The following is a 22459-nucleotide window of genomic DNA, read 5'->3' on the forward strand; positions in this document are numbered from 1 at the left end:
TCCGACGGCGGTATCAGTCGAGCCCTAACTCGCTTCTGAGGTCGTACTCGTCGCCGGTCACCATGTAGAGCACGTCCTCGATGACCGTGAGGAGTTCCGGCACCTCGTGGACGACGAGGTAGGTGATTCCCACGAGCGCGACCACCGCGAGCCCCTGGCTGATGATGCGGTCGGAGATGAAAAACGACACCATGTACGGGTCGGACGACCCGAAGAGGAACAGAATCTCGTCGACGAACAGGTGGAAGTACTGCTTTCCGACCGAGATGGCGATGAACGTCGTCCGAAGCAGGTTCAGGGCGTAGATGATGGGGACGGCGATGGCGAGCCCGCGGAGCTTCCGGCGCATCGGGGCGTCGACGGCGGCGATGAGGCCGGCGAAGATGGCGATGCTCCCGAGGCCGGTGCAGGCGAGGACGACCGAGATTTCGATGCGGTGGGAGCCCTGCATCCAGAGGAACGTGTTCAGATAACCCTCGTCGCCCGTAATCATCTGCGGCGCGTAGCCGAGCGACTCGATGAGAAAGCGCGTCTGCGCCGCGACGGTCTCCATGAGGACGCCGCGAGGCGCGGGGACGGTCGCCCCGAGGAGCGTAAACGCGGGAATGGTCTCGAACGGGAGGTACACCACGCCCATGGCGGCGACGGCGCGCGAGAGGACGAACAGCGTGTCGCGGCCGTTGTAGAGGAGCCAGCCGGCGTACAGCGACGCCGGGACGGCCGCGATGGTCAATAGGCCCTCGATGTAGCTCTTGTGGACGAGCGTGAAGTGCGGGATGAGCTGGAGCCAGAAGAGCGCGAACAACACCCACGCGGCAGTCATCACCCGTCGCCCGAGCTCGCGGTCCCGCCCGTGTGCGACCGCGCCGGCGACGAAGGTTCCGATGGCCACCCACGCGAGGGCGTCGGAGAGGAGACCGGGCATACGTATTGGATGTGGTGGACCGATTAAATCCCTTGTCGTTCCGTACGTCGCTTCCGGTGCGTGCCGGCGGCCCTACCCCGCAGTGCCGCCGCTGTGTCGATAGTTGACAGTCGACAGTGGTGCGAAACCGAGACGCCGGGGCGTCGGAACCGAGGCCGGTTACTCCGGCGACTCGAAGTCGGCCGGGATGACCTCGATTTCGTGACCGTCGGGGTCTTTCGTGAACGCGAACATGTCGTCGCAGGACTCGGGGTCGCGGTAGTCTTCGGCCTCGCGCTCCATGAGCGTCTCCCAGTAGTCGTGGAGGTCGTCGGCGCTGACGGCGAGGTGGCCCCACGCGTCGCCCATCTCGTAGCTCCGGCCGTCGTAGTTGTAGGTGAGTTCGACGGCCATCGCCTCTTCGGCCGCGCCCTCGGGCTTCATGAAGTAGTTCGCGAACGTGTCGGACTCCCAGCGGCCGGTGTGCTCGTAGCCGAACTTACGGGTCCAGAAGCCGAGCGCCTCGTCGGCGTCCTCGACGCGAATCATGGTGTGGTCGAGGCTCCACTTCGCGCCGTGGTCGCGCTTGACGATTTCGACCTCGTGGCCGTCGGGGTCCTTGACGAACGCGTAGCGGCCGCCGCAGGACTCGGGGTCGCGGTAGTCTTCGACACCCTCGTCCATGAGCTGTTGGTAGGAGGATTCGAGTTCGTCCTCGGGGACGCGGACCGCGATGTGGCCCCACGCGTCGCCCATCTCGTAGGTGTTGTCGCCGTGGTTGTAGGTGAGTTCGAGGACCGCGCCCTCCTCGTGGAGGTCCTCGGGACCGAGGTAGACGTTGGTGAACGTGTCGGCCTCCCAGCGACCCTTCTCCTCGTAGCCGAGGTGGGTCGTGTACCAGTCGAGCGACTCCTCGAGGTCTTCGACGCGAATCATCACGTGGTCGAGGGTTCCGGACATACCCGAGTGATGTGTCGCGCCGGCGAAAAACGTACCGAACGCGGAACCGACCGTCGATGGTTATCACACGCCGTCTACCGGTGTTTTCGGTCCGTTGCGTGGTGCATAAGTACTCCCCGAAGGTACGGTTCAGCAGTGTTTCCGGTCCCCAACCCCGTCCGCCTCCTCATCCTCGGTATCGGGCTGGCGCTCGCCCGTGTCGGTCTCCTCGACCGCGAGCGCGCCGTCCGCATCGCCGACCTCTCGTGGCCCCGCGTCGTCACCGGCATCGCCCGGATGTCGAAAAACGCCGTCGACGTGGCGATGGTGGGTCTCGCCTCCGGGACCGTCGCAATCACCGGCGTCGGGTTCGCCGGGCCGTACTGGGGACTCGCCTTCGCGCTCGGCGGCGGCATCGCGGGCGGGACCATCGCGCTCGTCTCACAGCGCTTCGGCGCGGACGCGATGGACGAACTGGGGCTCGCGGTCCGGTCGAGCGCGCTCTTGACCGTCGTCGCCACGCTCCCGGTCACGGCCGTCTTCTGGCTGTTTCCCACCGAACTCATCTCCGTGCTGAGTAGCGACCAAGGCGCAATCGAGCTCGGGGCGGCCTACCTCCGAATCGTCGGACTCGGCGTCCCGTTCGCCGGGCTGAACCTCATCGGGAGTCGCGTCCTCGTCGGCACCGATGACGCGTACACCGCGATGATTCTCCGCGCGACCGGGGCGGTCATCAACATCGTCCTCAACGCGGTGCTCATCTTCGGGCTCGACCTCGGCGTCGAGGGCGCGGCGCTCGGGACCGTCCTCTCGAACGTCGTCGTCACCGGCGCGTTCGCGGTCGGTCTCTCGCGGGGGGCGCTCCCCGGCGTCGGGGCGTTCCCGGTCACCATCGACCCCTTCGGGTCGTTCGTCGACCCCGGGACGCTCGTCGACCTCGTCAAAATCGGCCTGCCCGTGATGGGTCGCGGGCTCGTCTGGACCGTCGCCGAGTTCCCGATGCTCGCCATCCTCGACAGCTTCGGCCCCGACGTGGTCGCGGCGTTCGTCATCGCCCGCCGCATCTGGGGGCTGATGAACACCCCCGGCTGGGGCTTCGGGCTGGCGTCGTCGAGCCTCGTCGGGCAGGCGCTCGGCAAGGACGACGAGCGAACCGCCGAGGCCTACGGCAACGAGGTCATTCGGTTCGCCGTCGCCACGTACATCGTCTCGGCGGCGCTCGTGGCGATATTCGCCCGCCCAATCGTCCTCGGGTTCGTCGATAACCCGGCGGACCCGGCGGTCCCCATCGCCGTCAACCTCGTCTACGTCGCCTGTCTCGCCGTCATCTTACAGGGCGTCTCCGGCGGCTCCGCGGGGCCGCTCGACGCCAGCGGCGACACGCGCTGGACGTTCGGAAGCCAGTTCGTCGGGATGTTCCTCGGGTCGATTCCGCTCACCTACATCGGCTCTATCACTTCGCTCGGGCTCACCGGGCTCTACCTGGCGTTCCTCGCCGAGACGACCATCCCGGCGGTGCTGAACTACTACCGCTTCAAGACCGGGACGTGGAAGGCGGTGAGTCGGAACTACCGGCCGAAGGCGGCCGCGGACGACTAAGCCGGAGTCACCGGAGGTCGCGCTCGCTCGCGCTCGCGCGTGACCAATACAGGAACCCCGCCACGGCCCACAAGAGGACGGTCCCGACCGGCCACGCGGTTCGACCGGGTTGGACCGAAAAGCCGCGGGCGACCTCCAACTGGGTCACGCCGGCGAGGAGGAGTCCGGCCGCGGTGAGTCGAACGTCCTCGCGTCCGAACAGCGCGCCCGAGAGCGCGCTTCCGAGCGCGACGAGGTAACAGGCGACGCCGACCGGCCAGACGAGGATGTAGTCCGGCAGTCCCATCGTAAAGCGCAGGAAGAAGTCGGTGATGGTCGTCACGCTCCCGGTCGCGGGACCGACGAGTCCCCACGGGAACAGGAGCGTGGCGCTCCCGCTCGTGAACGTCTGGACGGACCACGGAACGAGAGCGAGGACGGAGACGAGGAGTAGGTTGCGACGGCGCGCGGGCGACCGCGGCGCCGACCGGGCCGCCGGGTCGGTCGTCACCGCTGGGCGATGATGCGGAGCACGTCCTCGTCGGCGAGGACGTGGTCGCGGCCGACCTGCTGGTCGTCGTGTTTCGCGCTCGGCCCCGAGACGCGGGCGAACCGGAACCGCTCGTCGAGCTTGGCACCGAGTTCGTGGATGGCGTCGTCGATGGTGTCGCCCTCGCGGAGGACGAGCGGCTCGTCGTAGTCGACGCCGCGGCCGGGTTTGTCCATGTAGATGCGGATGAGCCCGAGGGCGTCCCAAATCTCCTCTTTGAGCGCGTCGAGGCCCTTCTCGGCTTCGGCGCTGATGAACGTCACCTCGTCGGGGTCGAGGCCGACCTCGCGGAGGTTCTCCTCGACCGTCGGGAGGTAGTCCTTGTCGATGAGGTCGGCCTTGTTGACGGCGACGATAGACGGCAGGTAGACGCGGTTTTTCATGATGCCGTCGACGAGTTCGTCGATGGTCGTCTCGCCGCGGAGCGTCACCTCGGCGTTGACGAAGCCGTGTTCACGGAGGATGCCCTTGATGGTCTCCTCTTCGAGGTCGACGCTGTCGCTTTTGGTGACGTTGATGCCGCCTTTGCCCTTCTTGTTGATAGAGAGGTTCGGCGGCGACGTGTCGAGCCGAATCTTGTTGTTGTAAAGCTCCCGTTGCAGTCGCTCGTAGCGCTCTATCTCGAACACCGAGAGCATGAACACGACGAGGTCGGCGGTGCGGACGACGGAAAGGACCTCCTTGCCGCCGCCGCGACCGCCCGCGGCCCCTTCGATGAGGCCGGGCACGTCGAGTATCTGGATGTTCGCGCCCTTGTACTTCAGCATCCCCGGGTTGACGTTGAGCGTCGTGAACTCGTACTCGCCGGTCTCGCTGTCGGCGTTGGTGAGCGCGTTGATGAGCGTCGATTTGCCGACGCTCGGGAAGCCGACGAGCGCGACCGTGGCGTCGCCGGTCTTCTCGACGGCGTACCCTTGGCCGCCGCCGGCCGAACTCTGGTTTTCGAGTTTCTCTTTCAGTTCCGCGAGTTTCGCCTTCAGCCGGCCGATGTGCGCCTCGGTCGACTTGTTGTACGGCGTGTTAGATATCTCCTCGCGGATATCTTCGATCTCCTCCTCCAGTCCCATCGTCAACAGTTCCGCCGCGTCCGTCGAAAAACCCTTTCCTTCCGCGCGGCGGGCCAGCCGCACCGACGCGTCGGATATTGTGGTCGTCTCGCGTGCGCGAAGAGACGAGTTTCGGCACGGTTATACACGACCCCTTCGACCGCCCGATGAACACCGATGCCCGACCCCCGAACGCTCCGCGACAGCACGCAAATCGTGCTCCCCTGCGACCTCTTGGAGAGCGTGCGCGACGACCTCGAAGCGGAGTTCGTCGTCTCCGTCCACCGGGCGGACAGAGGGACGTGCCGTATCATCGGGAGTCCCGTCGAGATTCGCGCGGTCAGCGACTTCCTCGCCCGACAGGGCATCTCCCTCCGCTAGTCGCGGTTCCGAAGGGCTTGTTACCACACAGTCCAACGGACGCGTATGGACGAAGCGCCGGGACTCTCCGACCAGTACCGCACGGCCAGTCCGTGGCCCGTGTTCATCGCGCTCGGAATCCCCATCTCCGAGTTGGGCCTGTTGTTCGACCTGTTTCCCCTCGCCGTCGGCGGACTGCTCCTGTTCGGCGGGAGCGTCGTCGGCATCCTCAAGGAGTCCGGATACGTCACCTCGACGATTCGCGCAGTCACCGCGCTTGCGGTCATCTTCCTCGCGTTCGGCGCGTGGCTCGCGTTCACCGACATCGCCCTCGTGACCCGGGGCTACGCGGTCATCGCCGCCGCGATTCTGCTGGCGGTCGGCGGCGTCGTCTTCGAACTGTTCGTCCGCGAACAGCGACAGACGTTCTGACCGCCGCGGACGCCCCCGCTGACGACCCCGCGGCCGCTCCCACTCGCCCCGACCGGACGAGAAACCAACAATCTATTTGAACGGCGTCCCCGACTGTCCCGATATGGCAACCAAGACGTTCGACAAGGACACCATCCTCGACCTCACGGTCAACATGGTCCCGCTGGCCATCATCCTGTTTTTCGTGGTGGCGTTCACCTTTGTCAATCCGTTTGGGTTCGAATCGCTCACCTCGGGGCTCCAGTACACACTCCTCATCGCGCCGTTCGTGCTCCTCGCGGCGCTCACCTACCTCTCGGGGAAGGCCATCGCGGGCTCCGAGAAGGAAGGCACCGTCTACGCGCCCGGACAGGCGACGGTCCCCGGCGCGAAGCCGCTTCACGAAGAAGAAGGCGAGGAGGCGGCCGAACTCGAAGAATCGCCGGATGACGACACCGTCGAGGCCGCGGACGAGACGGCTTAAAGCACCTCGAATCGCAGGGCGGTCCCGAATCTTTCATTACCCTGCACTACTCAGGCACTTCCATGGAGGTTAACGGACAGTTAGCACTGACGGTGCTCATGGGGGTCTTCCTCATCGCCGTCGCCGCGTGGCTCGCGCGGGTCGAAGACTGGCGGTCGTACACCCCGCTCGCGGGCGGAGGCACGGTCGGTGGTACCGCAGAGCAGTACGTCTCGGAGGAGAAACCATCCGGGGTCATCCGTTGGTTGACGACGGTCGACCACAAGGACATCGGGATGCTCTACGGCGCGTACGCGCTCATCGCGTTCGCCGTGGGGGGTCTCATGGTCGTCCTGATGCGGATTGAACTGGCGGACCCGTCGATGACGCTTATCTCGAACACGTTCTACAACTCGTTGCTCACAAGCCACGGGATTACGATGCTGTTCCTGTTCGGGACGCCCATCATCGCCGCGTTCTCGAACTACTTTATCCCGCTTCTCATCGGCGCGGACGACATGGCGTTCCCGCGTATCAACGCCATCGCGTTCTGGCTCCTGCCGCCGGCGGCGCTCCTCATCTGGGCCGGGTTCTTCCCCATCCCGGACGTCATCCCGGCGCAGACGGCCTGGACGATGTACACGCCGCTTTCGGCCGGTGTCGGTTCCGGCAACCAGGTGAACGCGGGCGTCGACCTGATGCTCCTCGGCCTGCACCTCTCGGGTGTCTCGGCCACGATGGGCGCGATCAACTTCATCGCGACCATCTTCACGGAGCGTGACGAGAAGGTCTCGTGGGCGAACCTCGACATCTTCTCGTGGACGATTCTCACCCAGTCCGGGCTCATCCTCTTCGCGTTCCCGCTTCTCGGGAGCGCCATCGCGATGTTGCTTCTCGACCGGAACTTCGGCACGATGTTCTTCTCGGTCGACGGCGGCGCGATTCTGTGGCAACACCTGTTTTGGTTCTTCGGCCACCCCGAAGTGTACATCCTCGTGTTGCCCCCGATGGGTATCGTGAGCCTCGTGCTCCCGCGCTTCGCGGGCCGGCGGCTCTTCGGGTTCAAGTTCGTCGTCTACTCCACGCTCGCCATCGGCGTCCTCTCGTTCGGCGTCTGGGCGCACCACATGTTCGCGACGGGTATCGACCCCCGGCTCCGCGCCTCGTTCATGGCCGTCTCGCTGGCCATCGCGATACCGAGCGCGGTCAAGACGTTCAACTGGATCACGACGATGTGGAACGGGAAGATTCGCCTCACGACGCCGATGCTGTTCTGTATCGGCTTCGTCTCGAACTTCATCATCGGCGGCGTGACGGGCGTCTTCCTCGCGTCGATTCCGGTTGACCTCGTGCTCCACGACACCTACTACGTCGTCGGGCACTTCCACTACATCGTCATGGGTGCCATCGCCTTCGCCGGCTTCGCCGGGCTCTACTACTGGTTCCCCATCTACACCGGCCGGATGTACCAGGTCACGCTCGGTAAGTGGCACTTCTGGCTCTCGATGGTCGGGACGAACCTGACGTTCTTCGCGATGATTCTGCTCGGCTACGGCGGCATGCCGCGTCGCTACGCGACCTACCTGCCGCAGTTCGCGACGCTCCACCAGGTCGCCACGGTCGGCGCGCTCATCCTGCTCGTCGGCCAGATCATCTTCGTCTGGAACTTCGCCCAGTCGTGGCTCGAAGGCCGCGAGGTCGAAGACGGCGACCCGTGGGACCTCGCCGACGACGACCTCACCACCGCCGAGTGGACCTGGTTCGAGCGCAAACTGGAGACGGCCGTCACCGACGGCGGCGAAGACGAGACCGAACTCGCCACCGACGGCGGGCAGGCGGTCGACGACGCGGACGCGGACTCCGCTGACGACGCGTAACCGACGCCGCTCGCTCGCGGTTCGGTCGCGACTCATTTTTCGGACGCTGGTCTTCGAGAGCGAACGCGCCCGACGCCGGCGACTGTCCGTCCGCGCCGCCGATGTCGCGTCTCGCGTGGCGCGTGTCGCGGTATCCGTCCCGTCAGTGCCGCCGCTCACGAGCGTCAGTGGTCACGGCGAATCGAAGCGGCCGCTGTCGGCGGTGGTGACGCGGAAAAACGGGAGCGCTCAGACGACGAGGAGGATGCCCGTCGCGAACATCAGTATCGCGATGGCCCCGAGCACGAGTCCGAGGATATCGGTATCCGACATACTCGAAGCTTGGTGCGTGCGGTCAAAGGTGCATCGGTACGCGGACGCCGACTCCCGGGCGACGAGGCGAACGGAAACTCCTAACAGCGTCCGCATCCGACCACAAACCGTGAGTTCGAACGTCGGCGGTCACCGCTTCGTCCTCGGGTTGTACGCCGCTCTCGTCGCCGTCGCCGGCGTCGCGGGCTACCTCACGGGCACGTTCGTCTCGGGCCTCAGCGCGCCCCGGTTTCTCTTCTTGGTGCCGTTTCCACCGACGCCGGCCGGCTTCGCGGCCTACGGCGCGCTGACTATCGCGCTCGTCCTCGGCGTCCCGCTCGGGCTCGTCGTCTACGTCTCGGCGGGACTCGACGACGACGCCTGATTCAGCATTATCGTTCAGCACAAATACTAAGACCGGTGACCGGGACGTGATAGTATGTACCACGTGGTAATCGGTATCGATGACGACACGGAGCACGCGCTCGCGTGCGTCGAAGAGGTCGCGAAACTCCCCGGCGAACCCGGCGAAAAGGAGGTGACGCTCATCCACAGCTTCACCGACAACCCGACCGGGGCGTCGGCGACGCAGATTCAGTCGGTCCGAGAGGCGTCCGAGTTCCTCGAAGACCGCGGCGTCGAGTACGACGTCAACGAGTCGTCGGGCGACCCCGCGGATGTCATCCTCGAGTTCGCCGAAGAGGAGGACGCGGACCTCATCGTCACCGCCGGTCGGAAGCGCTCGCCCGCGGGCAAGGCGCTGTTCGGAAGCGTCACGCAGACGGTGATTCTGAACTCCGACCGGCCCGTCATGGTGACGGGCTCGACGAAGCGGAAACGCTAGTAAACCCGGTCGACGACGGCCGCGACCTCGTCGGGGGTCTGGCGGCCGGACGCTCGTTCTCGAAGTTCGCCGTCACGGACACACAGGAGCGTCGGCGCCGCGTCGACCTCGAATCGCCGACAGAACTCGTCGGCCGCTTCGCCGTCGACGCCCGCGGTCGCGACTCCGTCGGGAACGCGGTCGAGGATGGCGTCGAGGTCCGCTTTCATCGCGTCGCAGGGCTCGCAGAAGCGTCGCCACACGAGGATGACGGCGTCCGGGTGCGCGGCGAGGTACGACTCGAAGGAGTCGTCGTCGAGTTCGTCGAGCGCGCTCGGCACCGGCGACGACGAGGTCATCTCGACGAGCAGACCCGCCATGACGAAAAGCAGGTCGCGCTCGACCGGCACGTCGAGGAACGACTTCGCCGCGAGATACGCGACCACGTCGGCTCTGGTGACGTCGAACTCGTCGAGGCGCGACTCGACGTTCTCGGGCGCGACGCCGAAGAGGTCCGAGACGGTCTGGTGGAACTCCTCGGTCGAGACCGCACCGTAGATGTCGTGGTAGACGGCGAGCGTCTTCTCGAACTCCTCCGTGGTCGAGAGCGTCCCGCCGGGCGCTTCGTCGACCGCGCCGGCTTCGATGAGCGTTTCGAGCGCCGTCTCGGGGTCGGCGTCGATGTCGGTTGCGGCCATCGTCAGACCCCCAGATACCGCTCGCGCGTCTCGTCGTCCTCGCGGAGCTCCTCGGCGCTCCCGTCGAAGACGATGCCGCCCTGGTCGATGACGTACGCGCGGTCGGCGAGCTTGATGGCCGCCGCGGCGTTCTGCTCGACGAGGAGGATGGTCGTGCCCGCCTCGCTGATGCGTTCGACCGCGTCTTCCACGTCCTCGATAATCTTCGGCGCGAGCCCCTCGTAGGGCTCGTCGAGGAGGAGCAGGTCCGTGTTCTGCTTCAGGGCGCGCGCGATGGCGAGCATCTGCTGTTCGCCGCCGGAGAGCGTCCCCGCGCGCTGGTCTCGCCGCTCGTCGAGTCGGGGGAACTGGTCGTAGACCTCCTCGGTCGACATCCCCTTGTGGCCGAACGACAGCGACCGGCCCCACGTGTTCGACTTGTTGTTGACGACCTCCGCGAGGTGGAGGTTCTCGGCGACAGAGAGGTTCGGGAAGATGCGCCGCTCCTCGGGCACCAGCGAGATGCCCCGGACCGACACGTCTTCGGCGGGGACGCCGGTGATGTCGTCGTCCTTGAACCGGATGTTTCCCTTCCGCACGTCGGGCGGCGTCGCGCCGGCGATACACCGGAGCGTGGTGGTCTTGCCCGCGCCGTTGCGGCCGAGGAGCGCGCATATCTCGCCCTCCTCGACGCTCATCGAGAGGTTCCGAATGATGTGGCTCTCGCCGTAGTAGGCGTCGATGGCGTCGATTTCGAGGAGGCTCACAGCTCGACACCCCCGAGGTACGCCTCTTGGACGGCTTCGTTGCCCCGAATCTCGTCGGGGGTGCCCTCGGCGATGATGCCGCCGCGGCTGAGGACGACGATGCGGTCTGAGATGCTGAAGACGATTTCCATGTCGTGTTCGACGAGGACGAACGTGAGCCCGAGGTCGCGTTTGACCTGCTCGATGAGTTCGACCGTCGACTTCGTCTCCTCGGGAGACATGCCGGCGGTCGGTTCGTCCATGAGAAGCAGGTCGGGGTCGCTCGCGAGCGCGATGCCGATTTCGAGGCGGCGCTTGTCGCCGTACGGGAGGTCGGTCGCGATAGTGTTCGCGCGGTCCAACAGGCCGACCGAGTCCAGCGTGTCGCGGGCGACGTCGTGGACGTCGGTGAGGCTGTCGCGGTGTTTCAGGAACTCGAAGCCGAACGCGCCGCGTTCGGACGCCAGCGCCGCGATTTCCGCGTTCTCCCGGACGGTGAGGTCGGGGAAGATGGAGGCGGTCTGGAACGACTTCGAGACGCCGCGTTGGACCACCTCATGCGGTTCGAGGCCGACGATGGACTCGCCTTTGAAGCGGATGTCGCCGCTGGTCGGGTCGAGCCGTCGCGTGATGAGGTTGATGAGCGTGGACTTCCCCGCGCCGTTCGGCCCGATGATGGAGACGCGTTCGTCCTCCTCGACGGTGAGGTTCACGTCGTCGGTGGCGACGAGGCCGCCGAACTCCTTGACGAGGTTCTCGGTTTCGAGGAGCGTCATCGACCGTCACCCCCGTTTCCGGAGCGCGAGCGGAGTCGCTTCGCCGCCTCCGAACCGAGGTCGACCGCGAGTTCGCGGAGGCGGGTCAGGATGCCCCACAGGCCGTCGGGGACGACCCAGACGACCACGACGAAGACGAGGCCCAAGAGGAGGTGCCAGTAGAACCCGAAGTCCCTGATGAGCACGATATCCGTGAAGGGAATCGTCAGGGCCTGGATAGTGCTGACGATGTTCTCGATGTAGAGGTACAGCCCCACGCCGAGGACCGGCCCGAACATCGAGCCCGCGCCGCCGAGCACCGTCATGACGACGATGTCGCCGGACTCCGTCCAGAACAGCGACTGGAGCGGGACGTACGCCCCGTGGATGGTAAAGAGGCTCCCGGCGACGCCCGCGAACGCCCCCGAGATGATGAACGCCATGAGCTTGTAGCGCCAGACGTTGAGGCCGACGAACTCGGCGCGCTGTTCGTTCTCGCGGATGGCGCGGAACACCATCCCGTACGGCGAGTTGAGGATGCGGTAGGCGACCGCGACCGCGCCGACGAAGAAGACGCCGACGAAGGCGTACAGCCACGTCCCGAGGAGCATCCCGCCGACAGAGGGCACGTCCGCTTCGAGGTGGATGACGCCGAGGAAACTGCCGACATCGACGCCGGTCAGGCCGTTTTCGCCGTTGGTCAGGAACGCCAGCGGCGACGCGGCCATGTAGTAGAACATCTGGGCGAACGCCAGCGTCAGGATGGAGAAGTAGATGCCGCCGCGGCGAAGCGACAGGAAGCCGAGCACCCACGCGAGCAACACGGCGAAAAGCGTCCCCGAGACGACCATCACGATGGGGTCGCCGCTGACGTTCTTGGCGACGATACCCGCGGCGTACGCCGCGCCGCCCCAGAAGGCGGCGTGGCCGAACGAGAGCAGTCCGGTGTAGCCGAGAAGCAGGTCGAATCCGATGGCGAAGATGCCCCAGATGAGGATGAGCGTCGCGAGGCTCTGGTAGCCCTGCAAGATGCCCGAGACGACGGGCGCGCGGGCGAAGAGGTACGGGAACACCGCGACGAGGACGGCCGTGATACCGACGACCGTCCCCTCGCGGCCGCGGAGCTTCTCCCAGCGGCCGAAGAGCGAGCCGCCGACGAGCGCGTCCTTCGCGCTCGGGTTGGCGTCTTTTTCGCTCATGGCACAACCTCCTCGTCCCCGAGCAGGCCCTGCGGCCGCGCCAGGAGGACGATGGCCGCGATGGCGTACAGGCCGACCTGCGACCACGCGGGCGCGAAGGCGACGAGCGCGGCGGTCGTGAGGCCGAAGACGATGCCGCCGACGACCGCGCCGGCGATGCTTCCGACCCCGCCGATGACGACGGTCAGGAACGCCGGGACGAGGATGTTCGTCCCGATGGTCGGGTTGACGACGTTCAGCGGGCCGCCGACGACGCCCGCCACCCCGGCGAGCGCCGCGCCGATACCGAAGACGACGATGTACGGCCGGGTGATTTTGATGCCGAGGAGTCGGACCATCTCGGCGTCGCGGGTGCCGGCGCGGACGACGAGACCGAAGTCGGTGTACTCGACGAGCAGGTACACGAGCGCCACGAGGACGGCCGTGATGCCGATGACCCAGAGCCGCCACTGCGGGAAGTTACCGACGATGGGCAGTGCAATCGGACCGGAGACGGGAATCCCGGCGAACGAGCCGACAGAGAGGATTCGCTCGGGCTGTTCGAACGGCAGGCTGTTGCTCCCGAACAGGACGCGGAACAGCTCCTGGACGACGATTGCGAGGCCGAACGTGACGAGAATCTGGTCGGTGTCGGGGCGGTCGTAGAACGCCCGCGCGAGGTACCGCTCCATCAGCAGGCCGACGCCGAAGACGAAAAGCGGCACGAAAAGCAGGGCGGCGAAAAAGCCGATATCGAGCCCGAAGCTCGAAAAGCCCCACTCCGCCAGCTTCCCGTTCGAAAGCGGCACGTTCAGCGCGACGAACAGCCCCGCGTAGGTGCCGACGAGATACAGCGCGCCGTGCGCGAAGTTGACGAACTTGAGCGTGCCGAGGATGATTGAGAGACCGACCGCCAAGAGGACGTAGATGGCCCCCTGCTGTAGTCCGTTGAGCAGGATGACGAGCACGTCCGACAGGAGGCTCATCGACCACCACCCCTCCACCGGCTATTCGAGGAGTGAACTACCATGGGTATGCTAATCTTACTCATTTACGTGTGCGTGGTTGTCTGCGATTAACTTTCATTAAGATAACGGTGGGAGAGTGGCTACTCGTAGGACCCGAGTTCGCACTCGGCGGCCGGGCCGGCGTCGCACGCGTAGCCGAGGTCGTCGCGGCTGGTGACGTTGACGATGTTGAAGTACGTCCCCTCGCTCTGTTCGGAGGCGGAAAGGCCCTGGACGACCGGCACGTCGCGCTGTGCTTGGTGGTCACAGCCGCGCATCGTCTCCGCGCCCATGCCGATGTTGTCGTACTCGTAGTCTTCGAGCTGTCTGATGACCTCCGGCGGGTAGAACGTCCCCGCGCGCTCGACGGCGGCGGCGTACTGGAGCGTCTGGGCGTACGCCAACTGGGCGGGACCCGAGGGCGTCCGGTCGTACTCGTCGCGGAACGCCTGCGTGAACTCCTGCGACGGCGTGTTGTCTATCTGAGAGTCCCACGCGACGGTGCCGTAGATGCCCTCTATCGCGCCGCCCGCCGCCTCCGCCATCGGGCGGTTGTACAGCGGGACGATGATCTCCATCTCCTCGTCGATACCGGCGTCGATGGCCTGTTGCATGGAGTTCGCGCCGTCGAGCCCGTAGTGGTTCAAGATGAGGACGTCCGCGTCCGAGTTCTGTGCGCCCGAGAGGTACGTCGAGTAGTCGGACGTGCCCAGCGGGGTCGCAACGGAGTCCACCTGCTCCCAGCCGGCGACGTCCGTCATGAACTGCTCCATCGACGCCTGCTGGGTCTGCCCCCAGCTGTAGTCGGCGTAGAGCTGGTAGAACTTCAGGTCCTCGCCGTAGGCGTCGCGGACGACCGGCGCGAGCGCCTGTCCCGTCATGTAGGCGTTGAACATCTCCCGGAAGGAGTAGCGGACGCAGTCCGACCCGGTGGTGTCGTTCGAGTGCGTCAGACAGCACATGAACATGACCTTCTCGTTTTGACACAGCCCCTGGACCGCGATGGCGACCGCGGAGGACGAGCCGCCCGAAATCATGATTGCGTCGTCGCGCTGAATCATCCCCGAGGCGGACTGCCGCGCCTGGTCCGCGTCCGTGGCCGTGTCGCCGTCCACGTGGTCGATGGTGTAGCCGAGGACGCCGTCGCCGGAGAGGTCGTCGAACTGCGAGTCGACCCAGCCGCCGCCCTCGTTGAGGTGCTTCACCGCGAGCTGATAGGCTCGAAGCTCGTCTTCGCCCTCCGAGGCGTACGGTCCCGACTGCGGGACGTTGAATCCGAACGTGGCCGTGTCGCCCTCGATTGGGAAGTTGCCCAGCGCCGGGTACTCGTCACCGCCGTCGCCGCCACCGCCGTCGCCGCCGCCGCCATCGCCACCGTCGCCGCCGTCGTCACCGCCGCCACCGTCGCCGTCACCACCGCCAGTACACCCCGCCAGCCCTGCCAAGCCAGCGGTACCAACAGCACCAGTCGCCTTCAACACGTCTCGTCGATTGAGCGGCTTGCTATCCCGTGCCATAGACACATCGGCGGATACATCGTTAATAATAGTTATGTATTGATTCCCTAATATCCGTATAATCAATCATTATAGAATAGTGTCGTATACGGTACAATATAAGGGGCACATCGAACGGCGACCGCCGACCGACACCCGCAGTGGCACCTCCGCGTCGCGGGACGTGCCACCGTCGCAAAATACGGGCCGGTGTCGGACTAGCTCGCCGCAGTCGTCCGCGCGGTACGACCGTCGAGAGCGACGAGTCCACCGTGCAGTCCGTCTCGGCTCGACGCACGTCGCACCGGTCTCACCGCGTCAGCGACCGCGCGAGCGGGCCGAACGGCCGGCGGACAACTATCAGAATACTAGATATATATCCCCGAATACCGCCGTTTCAACGCGCTTTCAGCGCGTCCGCTGGCCAGTTAATCTCGTGCCGTCGTGAATGTCGGATTTATAACTAACCCGGCAAAGCGCAAATAACGCGTCAGCCACGCCCGTGGCACCACTATGACAAACGACACGAACGACGGATTCAGACCGACGAGACGCTCCGTGCTCCGGCTCGGCGCGATGTCGGCGCTCGGCATCGGTATCGGCATCCCCGCGGTTTCCGGCTCCGTGGCGGCGACCATCTGTCCCAAGACGCCCGGCTACTGGGCGAACAACCCGGACTACAGCAGTCCCACCGACAACTGGGCGGTCCTCGGCCCGAACGGCGACGCGAACTACACCCTCCGGGGCGTCACCATGACCCACGACGAGTGGCGCGAGTTCCTCGTCGCGCCCACGAAGGGCGACAAGGCGAACATCATGGGGAAACACTACCTCGCCATCGTCCTCAACCTCCGGAACAGACCGGGGGACGACCCGGGCTGTACGAGCGACGGCGCGACCATTCAGTACGGCGACTACGCGGGCTACACCATCGAGGAAGTCAAAGACATGGCCGGCGCGTGGCTCGGTAACTCCGCGTGGTCGAGCGGCGACAAGCAGACGAGCTGGTACGTCAGCGTCGGCGGCGACATGGTCGACGGCGAACCGCTCAAAGACGCCCTCGACGCGTTCAACAACAACCCCGGGTCGCTCGGCCTCGACTGCCCCTGCAACGACCGCTGAACCGCGTCCTCCTCGAAACGAGAGGCCGCGGCCGCGGTTAAGCGCCCGCTATCCGCCGAAACGCGAGCTTAACGCGGTCGTCCCTATCCTTCTCCGACCATCCGCCCTTCGTCTTCCCACTCGCGTTCGCGCAGTTCGTACTTCTGAATCTTCCCGGTCGCGGTCTTCGGGAGTTCGGCGACGAACTCGATTTCCTTCGGCACCTTGTACGTCGCGATGCGCCCCCGACAGAACTCGATGAGCGCCTGGCCGGTGACGCCCGGCGCGTCGGGGTCGCCGCTCGTCGGCACGACGAACGCCTTCGGCGACTCGCCCCACTCGTCGGACGGGACGGGGATGACCGCCACGTCGGCGACCGCGTCGTGGTCGAACAGCGTGTCCTCAAGTTCGATGCTGGAGATGTTCTCGCCGCCGGAGATGATGATGTCCTTCTTGCGGTCCTGGATGCTGATGAAGCCGTTCTCGTCGACGACCGCGAGGTCGCCCATGTGGTAGTAGCCCTCCAGCCGCGCCGAGAAGGCCTCTTCCGTCTCCTCGGGTTTGTTCCAGTACTTCTCCATCACCTGATTGCCCGCGACGACGATTTCGCCGACGGACTGGTCGTCTCTCGGCACGTCGTCGCCGTCCTCGTCGACGACGCGAACGTCGGTGCCGAGGTAGCCGATGCCCTGTTTCTTCTTCACGCCGAAGCGGTCGTCGCCGTCCGTCAGGTAGCGCCCGGCCTCCGAGGTCGTGATGAGCGGGCCGGTCTCGGTGGCCCCGTAGACGTGCATGAGCCGCCAGCCGAACTCGTCTTCGACGGTTCGAATCGTCGCCTCCGGCGGGGCCGCGCCCGCGGTCGCCGCCCGGACGGGACTCGCGCCGGTCGTCTCGACGCCGCCCTCCTCGCGGTAGTGTTTCATCAGGATGTTCAGCACCGTCGGCGCGGCGCAGAGATACGACACGTCCTCGTCGCGGATGGCGTCCAACACGGCCTCCGCCTCCACTCCGCGGGTGCAGACGTGCTTCGCGCCGTGGCCGGTAATCGCGTAGATGTGGCCCCAGCCGTTGACGTGGAACATCGGGAGCGTCCAGAGATACACGTCGTCGTCGGCGATGTCCTGGTGCATCGAGATGAGATAAGCGTGAATCGTCTCGGCGCGGTGAGTGCGGCAGACGCCCTTCGGGTCGCCGGTCGTCCCAGACGTGTAGTTGATGGTGATGATGTCGTCTTCGTCCATCTCGGGGCGCTCGTAGTCGGTCGACTCCGCGACCAACTCGTCGAAGTCGAGCCACTCGCCGTCGGTCGATTCGGCGGCCTTCTCCGGGTCGTTCGTGACGAAAATCTCGGTCGGAATCTCGTCGCGGACCTCGTCTATCTTCTCGGCGAAGGCGTAGTCGGCATAGACGGCCGTCACGTCCGCGTCGTTCAGCATGTACTCGAAGTCGGCCGGGACGAGTCGGTAGTTCAGCGGCATGTGGACGGCCCCCAACTGCATCGACCCGTAAGCGGCTTCGAGGTGGTAGTGCGTGTTGGGGTCGAGTACCGCGACCCGGTCGCCCTTCTCGACGCCGCGGGACTGGAGCGCCGCCGAGAAGCCGTCGGCGCGCTCCCCGAGTTCGTCGTACGTGAAGCGCTCGCCCGTCGTGGCCACGACCGCCTCCTCGTCCCCGTAGTACCGCCGCGCGCGGTCGAGGAACTCCGTCACCAGGAGTGGTTTCTTCATACGCGGTATCCTTCACTAACGTTCAAAATAAATGTGCGGGCTGGTCTCGGTCGAGCCGTGATTGAGAATAATTGCCACACGTGGGCACAATAGTCCACGACTCGCGCCGCGAGAGACTATATTACTACACAAACTATGCAGGAAAATACCTTGGTCGTGGGGTTCGTAGCGCGCGTATGGCGCTTTCAGACTACACCGGACGCTCGCCGACGGGCCGGGACGAGACCATCGTCCGCGTCGTTCCCCATCGGCTGTGGCGGCCGGGCGACGAGCGAATCGAACCGTGTACCTACAGCGGCGAGCAGATTCGGCTCTCCGAGAAGCATCTCCTCGCCGTGGTCGAACGCGACGGCGTCCGCGAGCGGCGCTACTTCCGCGACGAGCAGTCGCTGTCGGCGTGGATGAAAGAGAATCCGCGATAGGAGCGGGCCGACGGCGGCGGAAACGGTGGTTACTCGCCTTCGACCTGCCGCTGAATCGACTCGACGACCTCGGGGTTCCGAAGCGTCGTCGTGTCGCCGAGCTCCTCGCCGTTCGCGATTTCTTCGAGGAGCCGACGCATAATCTTGCCAGACCGCGTCTTCGGCAGTTCGGGCGTGAACACGACCATCTCGGGGCGAGCGATCGGGCCGATGGCGTCCTCGACGCCCTCGATGATGCGCTGTCGCATCTCGTCGTCTTCGTCCTGTCCCTCCTCGGTGATGACGTAGGCGTAGACGGCCTCGCCTTTCACCTCGTGGTTCCCGCCGACGACGGCGGCCTCGGCGACGCCCTCGACGCCGACGATGGCCGACTCGATTTCCATCGTCCCGAGGCGGTGGCCCGAGACGTTGATGACGTCGTCCACGCGCCCGAGGATGGTGATGTAGTCGTCGGCATCGATTTTCGCGCCGTCCTCGGGGAAGTAGACCCAGTCGTCGGGGTCGTTGCTGTCCACGTCGGAGTACTCCTGCCAGTACTCCTGGATGAAGCGCTCGTCGTTGTTGTAGAGCGTCCGGAGCATCCCCGGCCACGGCTTGTTCACCGTGAGGTAGCCCGCCCGACCGGCGTCGACCCGTTTCCCGCTCGTGTCGACGATTTGGGCGTCGATGCCCGGCAGTGGCGGCCCGGCGGAGCCGGGTTTCATCTTCTTGACGCCCGGCAGGGTCGTTATCATCATCCCGCCGGTCTCGGTCTGCCACCACGTGTCCACGACCGGACAGTCCTCGTTACCGATGTGCTTGTAGTACCACTTCCACGCGCGGGGGTTGATAGGCTCGCCGACCGTCCCGAGCAGGCGGAGGCTCGACAGGTCGTGCTGTTCGGGGAACCGGCTTCCCCACTTCATGAACGCGCGAATCGCCGTCGGCGCGGTGTAGAAGATGTCGACCGCGTACTTCTCGATGATGTCCCACAGGCGGTCGCGGTTGGGGAAGTCGGGCGTCCCCTCGTACATCACCGTCGTCGTGCCGAGCGCCATCGGGCCGTAGACGATGTACGAGTGACCCGTAATCCAGCCGATGTCGGCCGAACACCAGTAGGTGTCTTCCTTCTCGATGTCGAGGACCGCGTGCGAGGTCCACGCGGCGTACGCGAGGTAGCCGCCGGTGGTGTGTTTGACACCCTTCGGCTGTCCCGTCGTGCCCGACGTGTACATGAGGAACAGCATGTCCTCGGCGTCGCGCTCGACGGGGTCGATGCGCTCGCCCGCGTGCTCGTCGAGGAGGTCGTCCCAATCGTGCTGGTTGCCCTTCAGGTCGTGGCCGAAGCCGTCGTCGCCGAGGCGGTCGACGACGACCGTGGCATCGACGCCGTGGTCGACGCCGTCGAGGCCCTCATTGGCCTTGTCGAGGTGGTCGAGCGGGTCGCCGCGGCGGTAGTAGCCGTCGCAGGTGACGAGGAACCGCGAGTCCGCGGAGTTCATCCGCGTCGCCAGCGCGTCGGCCGAGAAGCCGCCGAAGACGACCGAGTGCGGCGCGCCGATGCGGGCGCAGGCCAGCATGGCGATTGGCAGTTCCGGAATCATCGGCATGTAGAGCGTCACCACGTCGTCTTCCTCGACGCCGAGGTCGCGCAGGGCCGCCGCGAACTCGTTCACTTCGCGATACAGGTCCTGATACGTGTAGGTCCGCGTCTCGCCGTGTTCACCCTCCCACTTGATGGCGACGCGGTTCTTGTCGCCGTTTTCGACGTGGCGGTCCACGCAGTTGTACGAGACGTTGAGCTTGCCGCCCGTGAACCACTTGTAGAACGGCGGGTTCGAGTCGTCCAGCACCTCGTCGTACGCTTCGTCCCAGTCGAGCATCTCGGCGGCCCGCTCCCAACAGTCGGGCCAGTTCTCCTCGAACTCGTCGTAAACGGCCGGGTCGGAGACGTTCGCTTGCGCGACGAACTCCTCGGAGGGTTCGAACTCCTCTTGCTCGACCAGCCGTGCCTCCAGTTCGGTGTCTCCGTCTGCCATAGTACGTGTTACCTACACCAATCCTCCATGATAAATCTATGTAGTCACACAGTCCGGACGGACGAGCCCGCCCCGGGCGGTCGCCGGGCTGTCGGTCGGTTACGAACCCCCACCGACGCGCGTATTCATCAGCGAAAAGTCATGTCATCCCCAGCGCTTCGGGGCGGCTCGTCGCGGCGACGACCCCTCACATCACGCCGATGCTCTCGCGGTAGGTGCCGTACTCCTCGGCGAACACGTCCATGATTTCGCCCATCGTGACGTACTCCTTGACGGCGTCGACGAGCACCGGCATGACGTTGTCGCCGTCGCGGACCGTCTCGCGGAGGTCGGAGAGCGCCGCTTCGACCGCCGCGTCGTCGCGGTCGTCCTTGACCGATTCGAGCCGCGCGAGCTGTCGGTCCTGCACCTCGTCTTCGACGTGGAGCAGGTCGGGGCGGGTGTCCCCCTCGGTGTCGTACTTGTTGACGCCGACGACGACCTCCTCGCCGTCTTCGACCCGCGACTGGTACTCGTAGGACGCCTCGCCAATCTCGCGGTGGTAGTAGCCCTCGTCGATGCCGGCGAGGACGCCGTCGCGGACCGAGCCGTCGCCCATCTCTCGAATCTCCTCGATGTAGGCCATCGCCTCGGCCTCGATTTCGTCGGTCAGCGTCTCCACGAAGAAGCTCCCGCCGAGGGGGTCGATGACGTCGGCCGCGCCCGACTCCTCGGCGATTATCTGCTGAGTGCGGAGCGCGACGGTGACGGCCTCCTCCGAGGGGAGCGCCAGCGCCTCGTCGAAGCTGTTGGTGTGGAGCGACTGCGTGCCGCCGAGGACGCCCGCGAGCGCCTGAATCGTCACGCGGACGACGTTGTTGAGCGGCTGTTGGGCCGTCAGCGACTGCCCCGCGGTCTGGGTGTGGAACTTCAACTGCGTCGAGCGCTCGTCCTCGGCGTCGTACCACTCCGACATCACGTCGTGGTAGATGCGGCGGGCGGCGCGGAACTTCGCCACCTCCTCGAAGATTGAGTTGTGGGAGTTGAAGAAAAACGACAGCTGGGGGGCGAACTCGTCCACGTCGAGGCCGCGGTCCACCGCGTCTTCGACGTAGGCGAAGCCGTCGGCGAGGGTGAAGGCGAGCTCCTGTACCGCCGTCGACCCGGCCTCGCGGATGTGGTAGCCCGACACCGAGATGGGCCGGATGCGCGGGGTCTCCTCGGCGGCGAACTCGACGGTGTCGGTGACGAGTTTGAGCGACGGCTCCGGCGGGATGACCCACTCCTTCTGCGCGATGAACTCCTTGAGCATGTCGTTCTGGAAGGTGCCGCCGATTCGGTCGCGGGGGACGCCGCGGTTGTCCGCGAGCGCGACGTACATGGCGAAGACGACCGGCGCGGAGGGGTTGATGGTGAAGGAGGTCGTCACCTCGCCGATGTCGATGCCGTCGAACAGCACCTCCATGTCGCGGAGGGTGTCGACCGCGACGCCCTCCTTTCCGACCTCGCCGTCCGAAAGCGGGTCGTCGGAGTCCTTACCCATGAGCGAGGGCATGTCGAACGCCGTCGAGAGACCAGTCTGGCCGTTCTCGATGAGGTAGTGGAAGCGCTCGTTGGTCTCCGTGGCCGTGCCGAAGCCGGCGAACTGCCGCATGGTCCACGTCCGCCCGCGGAACATCGTGGGATACACCCCGCGCGTGTACGGGGACTCGCCGGGGAAGCCGAGGTCCGACTCGTAGTCGAGGTCGGCCACGTCGGCGGGGGTGTAGAGGTCGTCTACCTCGTGGTTGGAGACGGTGGCGAACCGGTCTTTGCGCTCGCCGCCCTTCTCCACGAACGGGTCGCGGGTCTCCGATTCCCACTCGTCGCGCGCCTCGCGGATAGACGCCAAATCGTCCTCGTCGTACATATCCACCAATCCGTATGGACGATGATTAAGGATTCGGGTCGACGAGGACGATGGGCCCGCGGTCGGTTCGCCACCGGCCACGAGACTTCGACGGGCGGACCATCGCGCATATCATCCCCGGCTCACCTAGCCCTCGCTATGTACGACCGCGCGACAGCCACGGCGCGCCTCGACGCGGCGGCTCAGCCCGCCGCAGGCCCCG

The 22459-nt window shown here is 65.8% G+C and carries 22 protein-coding genes; 9 read left to right on the top strand and 13 right to left on the bottom strand.

Going from position 1 to position 22459, the window contains the following annotated elements:
• Positions 1-13: 13 nt before the first annotated feature.
• Positions 14-925 carry an archaeosortase A gene (gene artA / locus C438_RS17795; protein ID WP_004971100.1) on the bottom strand — a complete coding sequence of 304 codons (912 nt, stop codon included), beginning with the start codon at positions 923-925 and terminating at the stop codon, positions 14-16.
• Between the two features lie 159 nt (positions 926-1084).
• Complete coding sequence (locus C438_RS17800) at positions 1085-1864, bottom strand: VOC family protein (RefSeq protein ID WP_004064251.1); 780 nt, start codon at positions 1862-1864, stop codon at positions 1085-1087.
• Between the two features lie 135 nt (positions 1865-1999).
• Between C438_RS17800 and C438_RS17805 the strand changes: the two genes are divergently transcribed.
• Positions 2000-3442, top strand: coding sequence for an MATE family efflux transporter (locus C438_RS17805; RefSeq protein ID WP_004971101.1), 1443 nt, complete (start codon positions 2000-2002; stop codon positions 3440-3442).
• Between the two features lie 7 nt (positions 3443-3449).
• On the opposite strand, the gene C438_RS17810 is transcribed toward C438_RS17805, so the two are convergent.
• Entirely contained in the window at positions 3450-3932 is a 483-nt protein-coding gene (locus C438_RS17810; protein ID WP_004971102.1) for a TIGR04206 family protein, read from the bottom strand.
• A complete protein-coding gene (locus tag C438_RS17815) occupies positions 3929-5038 on the bottom strand; it encodes an OBG GTPase family GTP-binding protein (RefSeq protein ID WP_004971103.1) in 1110 nt (369 codons plus the stop codon). The genes C438_RS17810 and C438_RS17815 overlap by 4 nt, the downstream gene beginning before the upstream one ends.
• Positions 5039-5194: 156 nt before the next feature.
• Here C438_RS17815 and C438_RS17820 point away from each other — a divergent pair, with 156 nt between their 5' ends.
• From C438_RS17820 to C438_RS17845, 6 genes are all read left to right on the top strand, one after another.
• A complete protein-coding gene (locus tag C438_RS17820; protein ID WP_004971104.1) occupies positions 5195-5398 on the top strand; it encodes a VNG_1110C family protein in 204 nt (67 codons plus the stop codon).
• Between the two features lie 45 nt (positions 5399-5443).
• A complete protein-coding gene (locus C438_RS17825; RefSeq protein ID WP_004971105.1) occupies positions 5444-5809 on the top strand; it encodes a DUF7541 family protein in 366 nt (121 codons plus the stop codon).
• Positions 5810-5912: 103 nt separating this feature from the next.
• A complete protein-coding gene (locus tag C438_RS17830) occupies positions 5913-6272 on the top strand; it encodes a DUF6684 family protein (RefSeq protein WP_004971106.1) in 360 nt (119 codons plus the stop codon).
• A gap of 98 nt (positions 6273-6370) precedes the next feature.
• Complete coding sequence (locus tag C438_RS17835; RefSeq protein ID WP_004971107.1) at positions 6371-8128, top strand: cbb3-type cytochrome c oxidase subunit I; 1758 nt, start codon at positions 6371-6373, stop codon at positions 8126-8128.
• Between the two features lie 421 nt (positions 8129-8549).
• A complete protein-coding gene (locus C438_RS17840) occupies positions 8550-8804 on the top strand; it encodes a DUF7520 family protein (protein WP_004971110.1) in 255 nt (84 codons plus the stop codon).
• A 54-nt stretch (positions 8805-8858) separates the two neighbouring features.
• A complete protein-coding gene (locus tag C438_RS17845) occupies positions 8859-9263 on the top strand; it encodes a universal stress protein (protein WP_004971111.1) in 405 nt (134 codons plus the stop codon).
• Here the strand turns inward: C438_RS17845 and C438_RS17850 are convergent.
• The 6 genes from C438_RS17850 to C438_RS17875 form a co-directional block, all read right to left on the bottom strand.
• Positions 9260-9940 (bottom strand): thioredoxin family protein, encoded by a 681-nt coding sequence (locus tag C438_RS17850; protein WP_004971112.1) that lies wholly within the window; start codon positions 9938-9940, stop codon positions 9260-9262. The genes C438_RS17845 and C438_RS17850 overlap by 4 nt on opposite strands.
• Positions 9941-9942: 2 nt before the next feature.
• Positions 9943-10686 carry an ABC transporter ATP-binding protein gene (locus C438_RS17855; RefSeq protein ID WP_004971113.1) on the bottom strand — a complete coding sequence of 248 codons (744 nt, stop codon included), beginning with the start codon at positions 10684-10686 and terminating at the stop codon, positions 9943-9945.
• Complete coding sequence (locus C438_RS17860; RefSeq protein ID WP_004971114.1) at positions 10683-11441, bottom strand: ABC transporter ATP-binding protein; 759 nt, start codon at positions 11439-11441, stop codon at positions 10683-10685. The genes C438_RS17855 and C438_RS17860 overlap by 4 nt, the downstream gene beginning before the upstream one ends.
• Positions 11438-12619, bottom strand: coding sequence for a branched-chain amino acid ABC transporter permease (locus tag C438_RS17865; protein ID WP_004971115.1), 1182 nt, complete (start codon positions 12617-12619; stop codon positions 11438-11440). The genes C438_RS17860 and C438_RS17865 overlap by 4 nt, the downstream gene beginning before the upstream one ends.
• Positions 12616-13584 (bottom strand): branched-chain amino acid ABC transporter permease, encoded by a 969-nt coding sequence (locus C438_RS17870; RefSeq protein WP_049918225.1) that lies wholly within the window; start codon positions 13582-13584, stop codon positions 12616-12618. The genes C438_RS17865 and C438_RS17870 overlap by 4 nt, the downstream gene beginning before the upstream one ends.
• Positions 13585-13706: 122 nt before the next feature.
• A complete protein-coding gene (locus tag C438_RS17875; RefSeq protein WP_004971117.1) occupies positions 13707-15050 on the bottom strand; it encodes a substrate-binding protein in 1344 nt (447 codons plus the stop codon).
• 564 nt (positions 15051-15614) lie between these two features.
• Here C438_RS17875 and C438_RS17880 point away from each other — a divergent pair.
• Positions 15615-16223: a hypothetical protein gene (locus tag C438_RS17880; RefSeq protein ID WP_049918227.1), complete on the top strand. Its 609-nt coding sequence runs from the start codon at positions 15615-15617 to the stop codon at positions 16221-16223.
• 83 nt (positions 16224-16306) lie between these two features.
• Here the strand turns inward: C438_RS17880 and C438_RS17885 are convergent, their stop codons facing one another.
• The gene (locus C438_RS17885; RefSeq protein ID WP_004971119.1) at positions 16307-17929 is read right to left on the bottom strand and encodes a long-chain-fatty-acid--CoA ligase; all 1623 of its coding nucleotides are present in this window, start codon (positions 17927-17929) and stop codon (positions 16307-16309) included.
• A 176-nt stretch (positions 17930-18105) separates the two neighbouring features.
• Between C438_RS17885 and C438_RS17890 the strand changes: the two genes are divergently transcribed.
• Positions 18106-18351, top strand: coding sequence for a hypothetical protein (locus C438_RS17890; RefSeq protein ID WP_004971120.1), 246 nt, complete (start codon positions 18106-18108; stop codon positions 18349-18351).
• Between the two features lie 29 nt (positions 18352-18380).
• Here the strand turns inward: C438_RS17890 and acs are convergent, their stop codons facing one another.
• Together acs and C438_RS17900 are read right to left on the bottom strand one after the other, a co-directional pair.
• Positions 18381-20369 (bottom strand): acetate--CoA ligase, encoded by a 1989-nt coding sequence (acs, locus tag C438_RS17895; RefSeq protein ID WP_004971121.1) that lies wholly within the window; start codon positions 20367-20369, stop codon positions 18381-18383.
• 187 nt (positions 20370-20556) lie between these two features.
• Positions 20557-22257, bottom strand: coding sequence for a methylmalonyl-CoA mutase family protein (locus tag C438_RS17900; RefSeq protein WP_004971122.1), 1701 nt, complete (start codon positions 22255-22257; stop codon positions 20557-20559).
• Positions 22258-22459: the final 202 nt, after the last annotated feature.

Origin of the sequence: Haloferax denitrificans ATCC 35960, from assembly GCF_000337795.1 — an archaeon.
In the GTDB taxonomy this organism is placed as follows: domain Archaea; phylum Halobacteriota; class Halobacteria; order Halobacteriales; family Haloferacaceae; genus Haloferax; species Haloferax denitrificans.

Coding starts and splice junctions, on each gene's coding strand:
- C438_RS17845 (WP_004971111.1), top strand. CDS start 8,859: ATGTACCACGTGGTAATCGGTATCGATGACGACACGGAGCACGCGCTC.
- C438_RS17850 (WP_004971112.1), bottom strand. CDS start 9,940: ATGGCCGCAACCGACATCGACGCCGACCCCGAGACGGCGCTCGAAACG.
- artA (WP_004971100.1), bottom strand. CDS start 925: ATGCCCGGTCTCCTCTCCGACGCCCTCGCGTGGGTGGCCATCGGAACC.
- C438_RS17880 (WP_049918227.1), top strand. CDS start 15,615: ATGACAAACGACACGAACGACGGATTCAGACCGACGAGACGCTCCGTG.
- C438_RS17870 (WP_049918225.1), bottom strand. CDS start 13,584: ATGAGCCTCCTGTCGGACGTGCTCGTCATCCTGCTCAACGGACTACAG.
- C438_RS17820 (WP_004971104.1), top strand. CDS start 5,195: ATGCCCGACCCCCGAACGCTCCGCGACAGCACGCAAATCGTGCTCCCC.
- C438_RS17885 (WP_004971119.1), bottom strand. CDS start 17,929: ATGAAGAAACCACTCCTGGTGACGGAGTTCCTCGACCGCGCGCGGCGG.
- C438_RS17830 (WP_004971106.1), top strand. CDS start 5,913: ATGGCAACCAAGACGTTCGACAAGGACACCATCCTCGACCTCACGGTC.
- C438_RS17860 (WP_004971114.1), bottom strand. CDS start 11,441: ATGACGCTCCTCGAAACCGAGAACCTCGTCAAGGAGTTCGGCGGCCTC.
- C438_RS17900 (WP_004971122.1), bottom strand. CDS start 22,257: ATGTACGACGAGGACGATTTGGCGTCTATCCGCGAGGCGCGCGACGAG.
- C438_RS17835 (WP_004971107.1), top strand. CDS start 6,371: ATGGGGGTCTTCCTCATCGCCGTCGCCGCGTGGCTCGCGCGGGTCGAA.
- C438_RS17800 (WP_004064251.1), bottom strand. CDS start 1,864: ATGTCCGGAACCCTCGACCACGTGATGATTCGCGTCGAAGACCTCGAG.
- C438_RS17865 (WP_004971115.1), bottom strand. CDS start 12,619: ATGAGCGAAAAAGACGCCAACCCGAGCGCGAAGGACGCGCTCGTCGGC.
- C438_RS17825 (WP_004971105.1), top strand. CDS start 5,444: ATGGACGAAGCGCCGGGACTCTCCGACCAGTACCGCACGGCCAGTCCG.
- C438_RS17890 (WP_004971120.1), top strand. CDS start 18,106: ATGGCGCTTTCAGACTACACCGGACGCTCGCCGACGGGCCGGGACGAG.
- C438_RS17815 (WP_004971103.1), bottom strand. CDS start 5,038: ATGGGACTGGAGGAGGAGATCGAAGATATCCGCGAGGAGATATCTAAC.
- acs (WP_004971121.1), bottom strand. CDS start 20,369: ATGGCAGACGGAGACACCGAACTGGAGGCACGGCTGGTCGAGCAAGAG.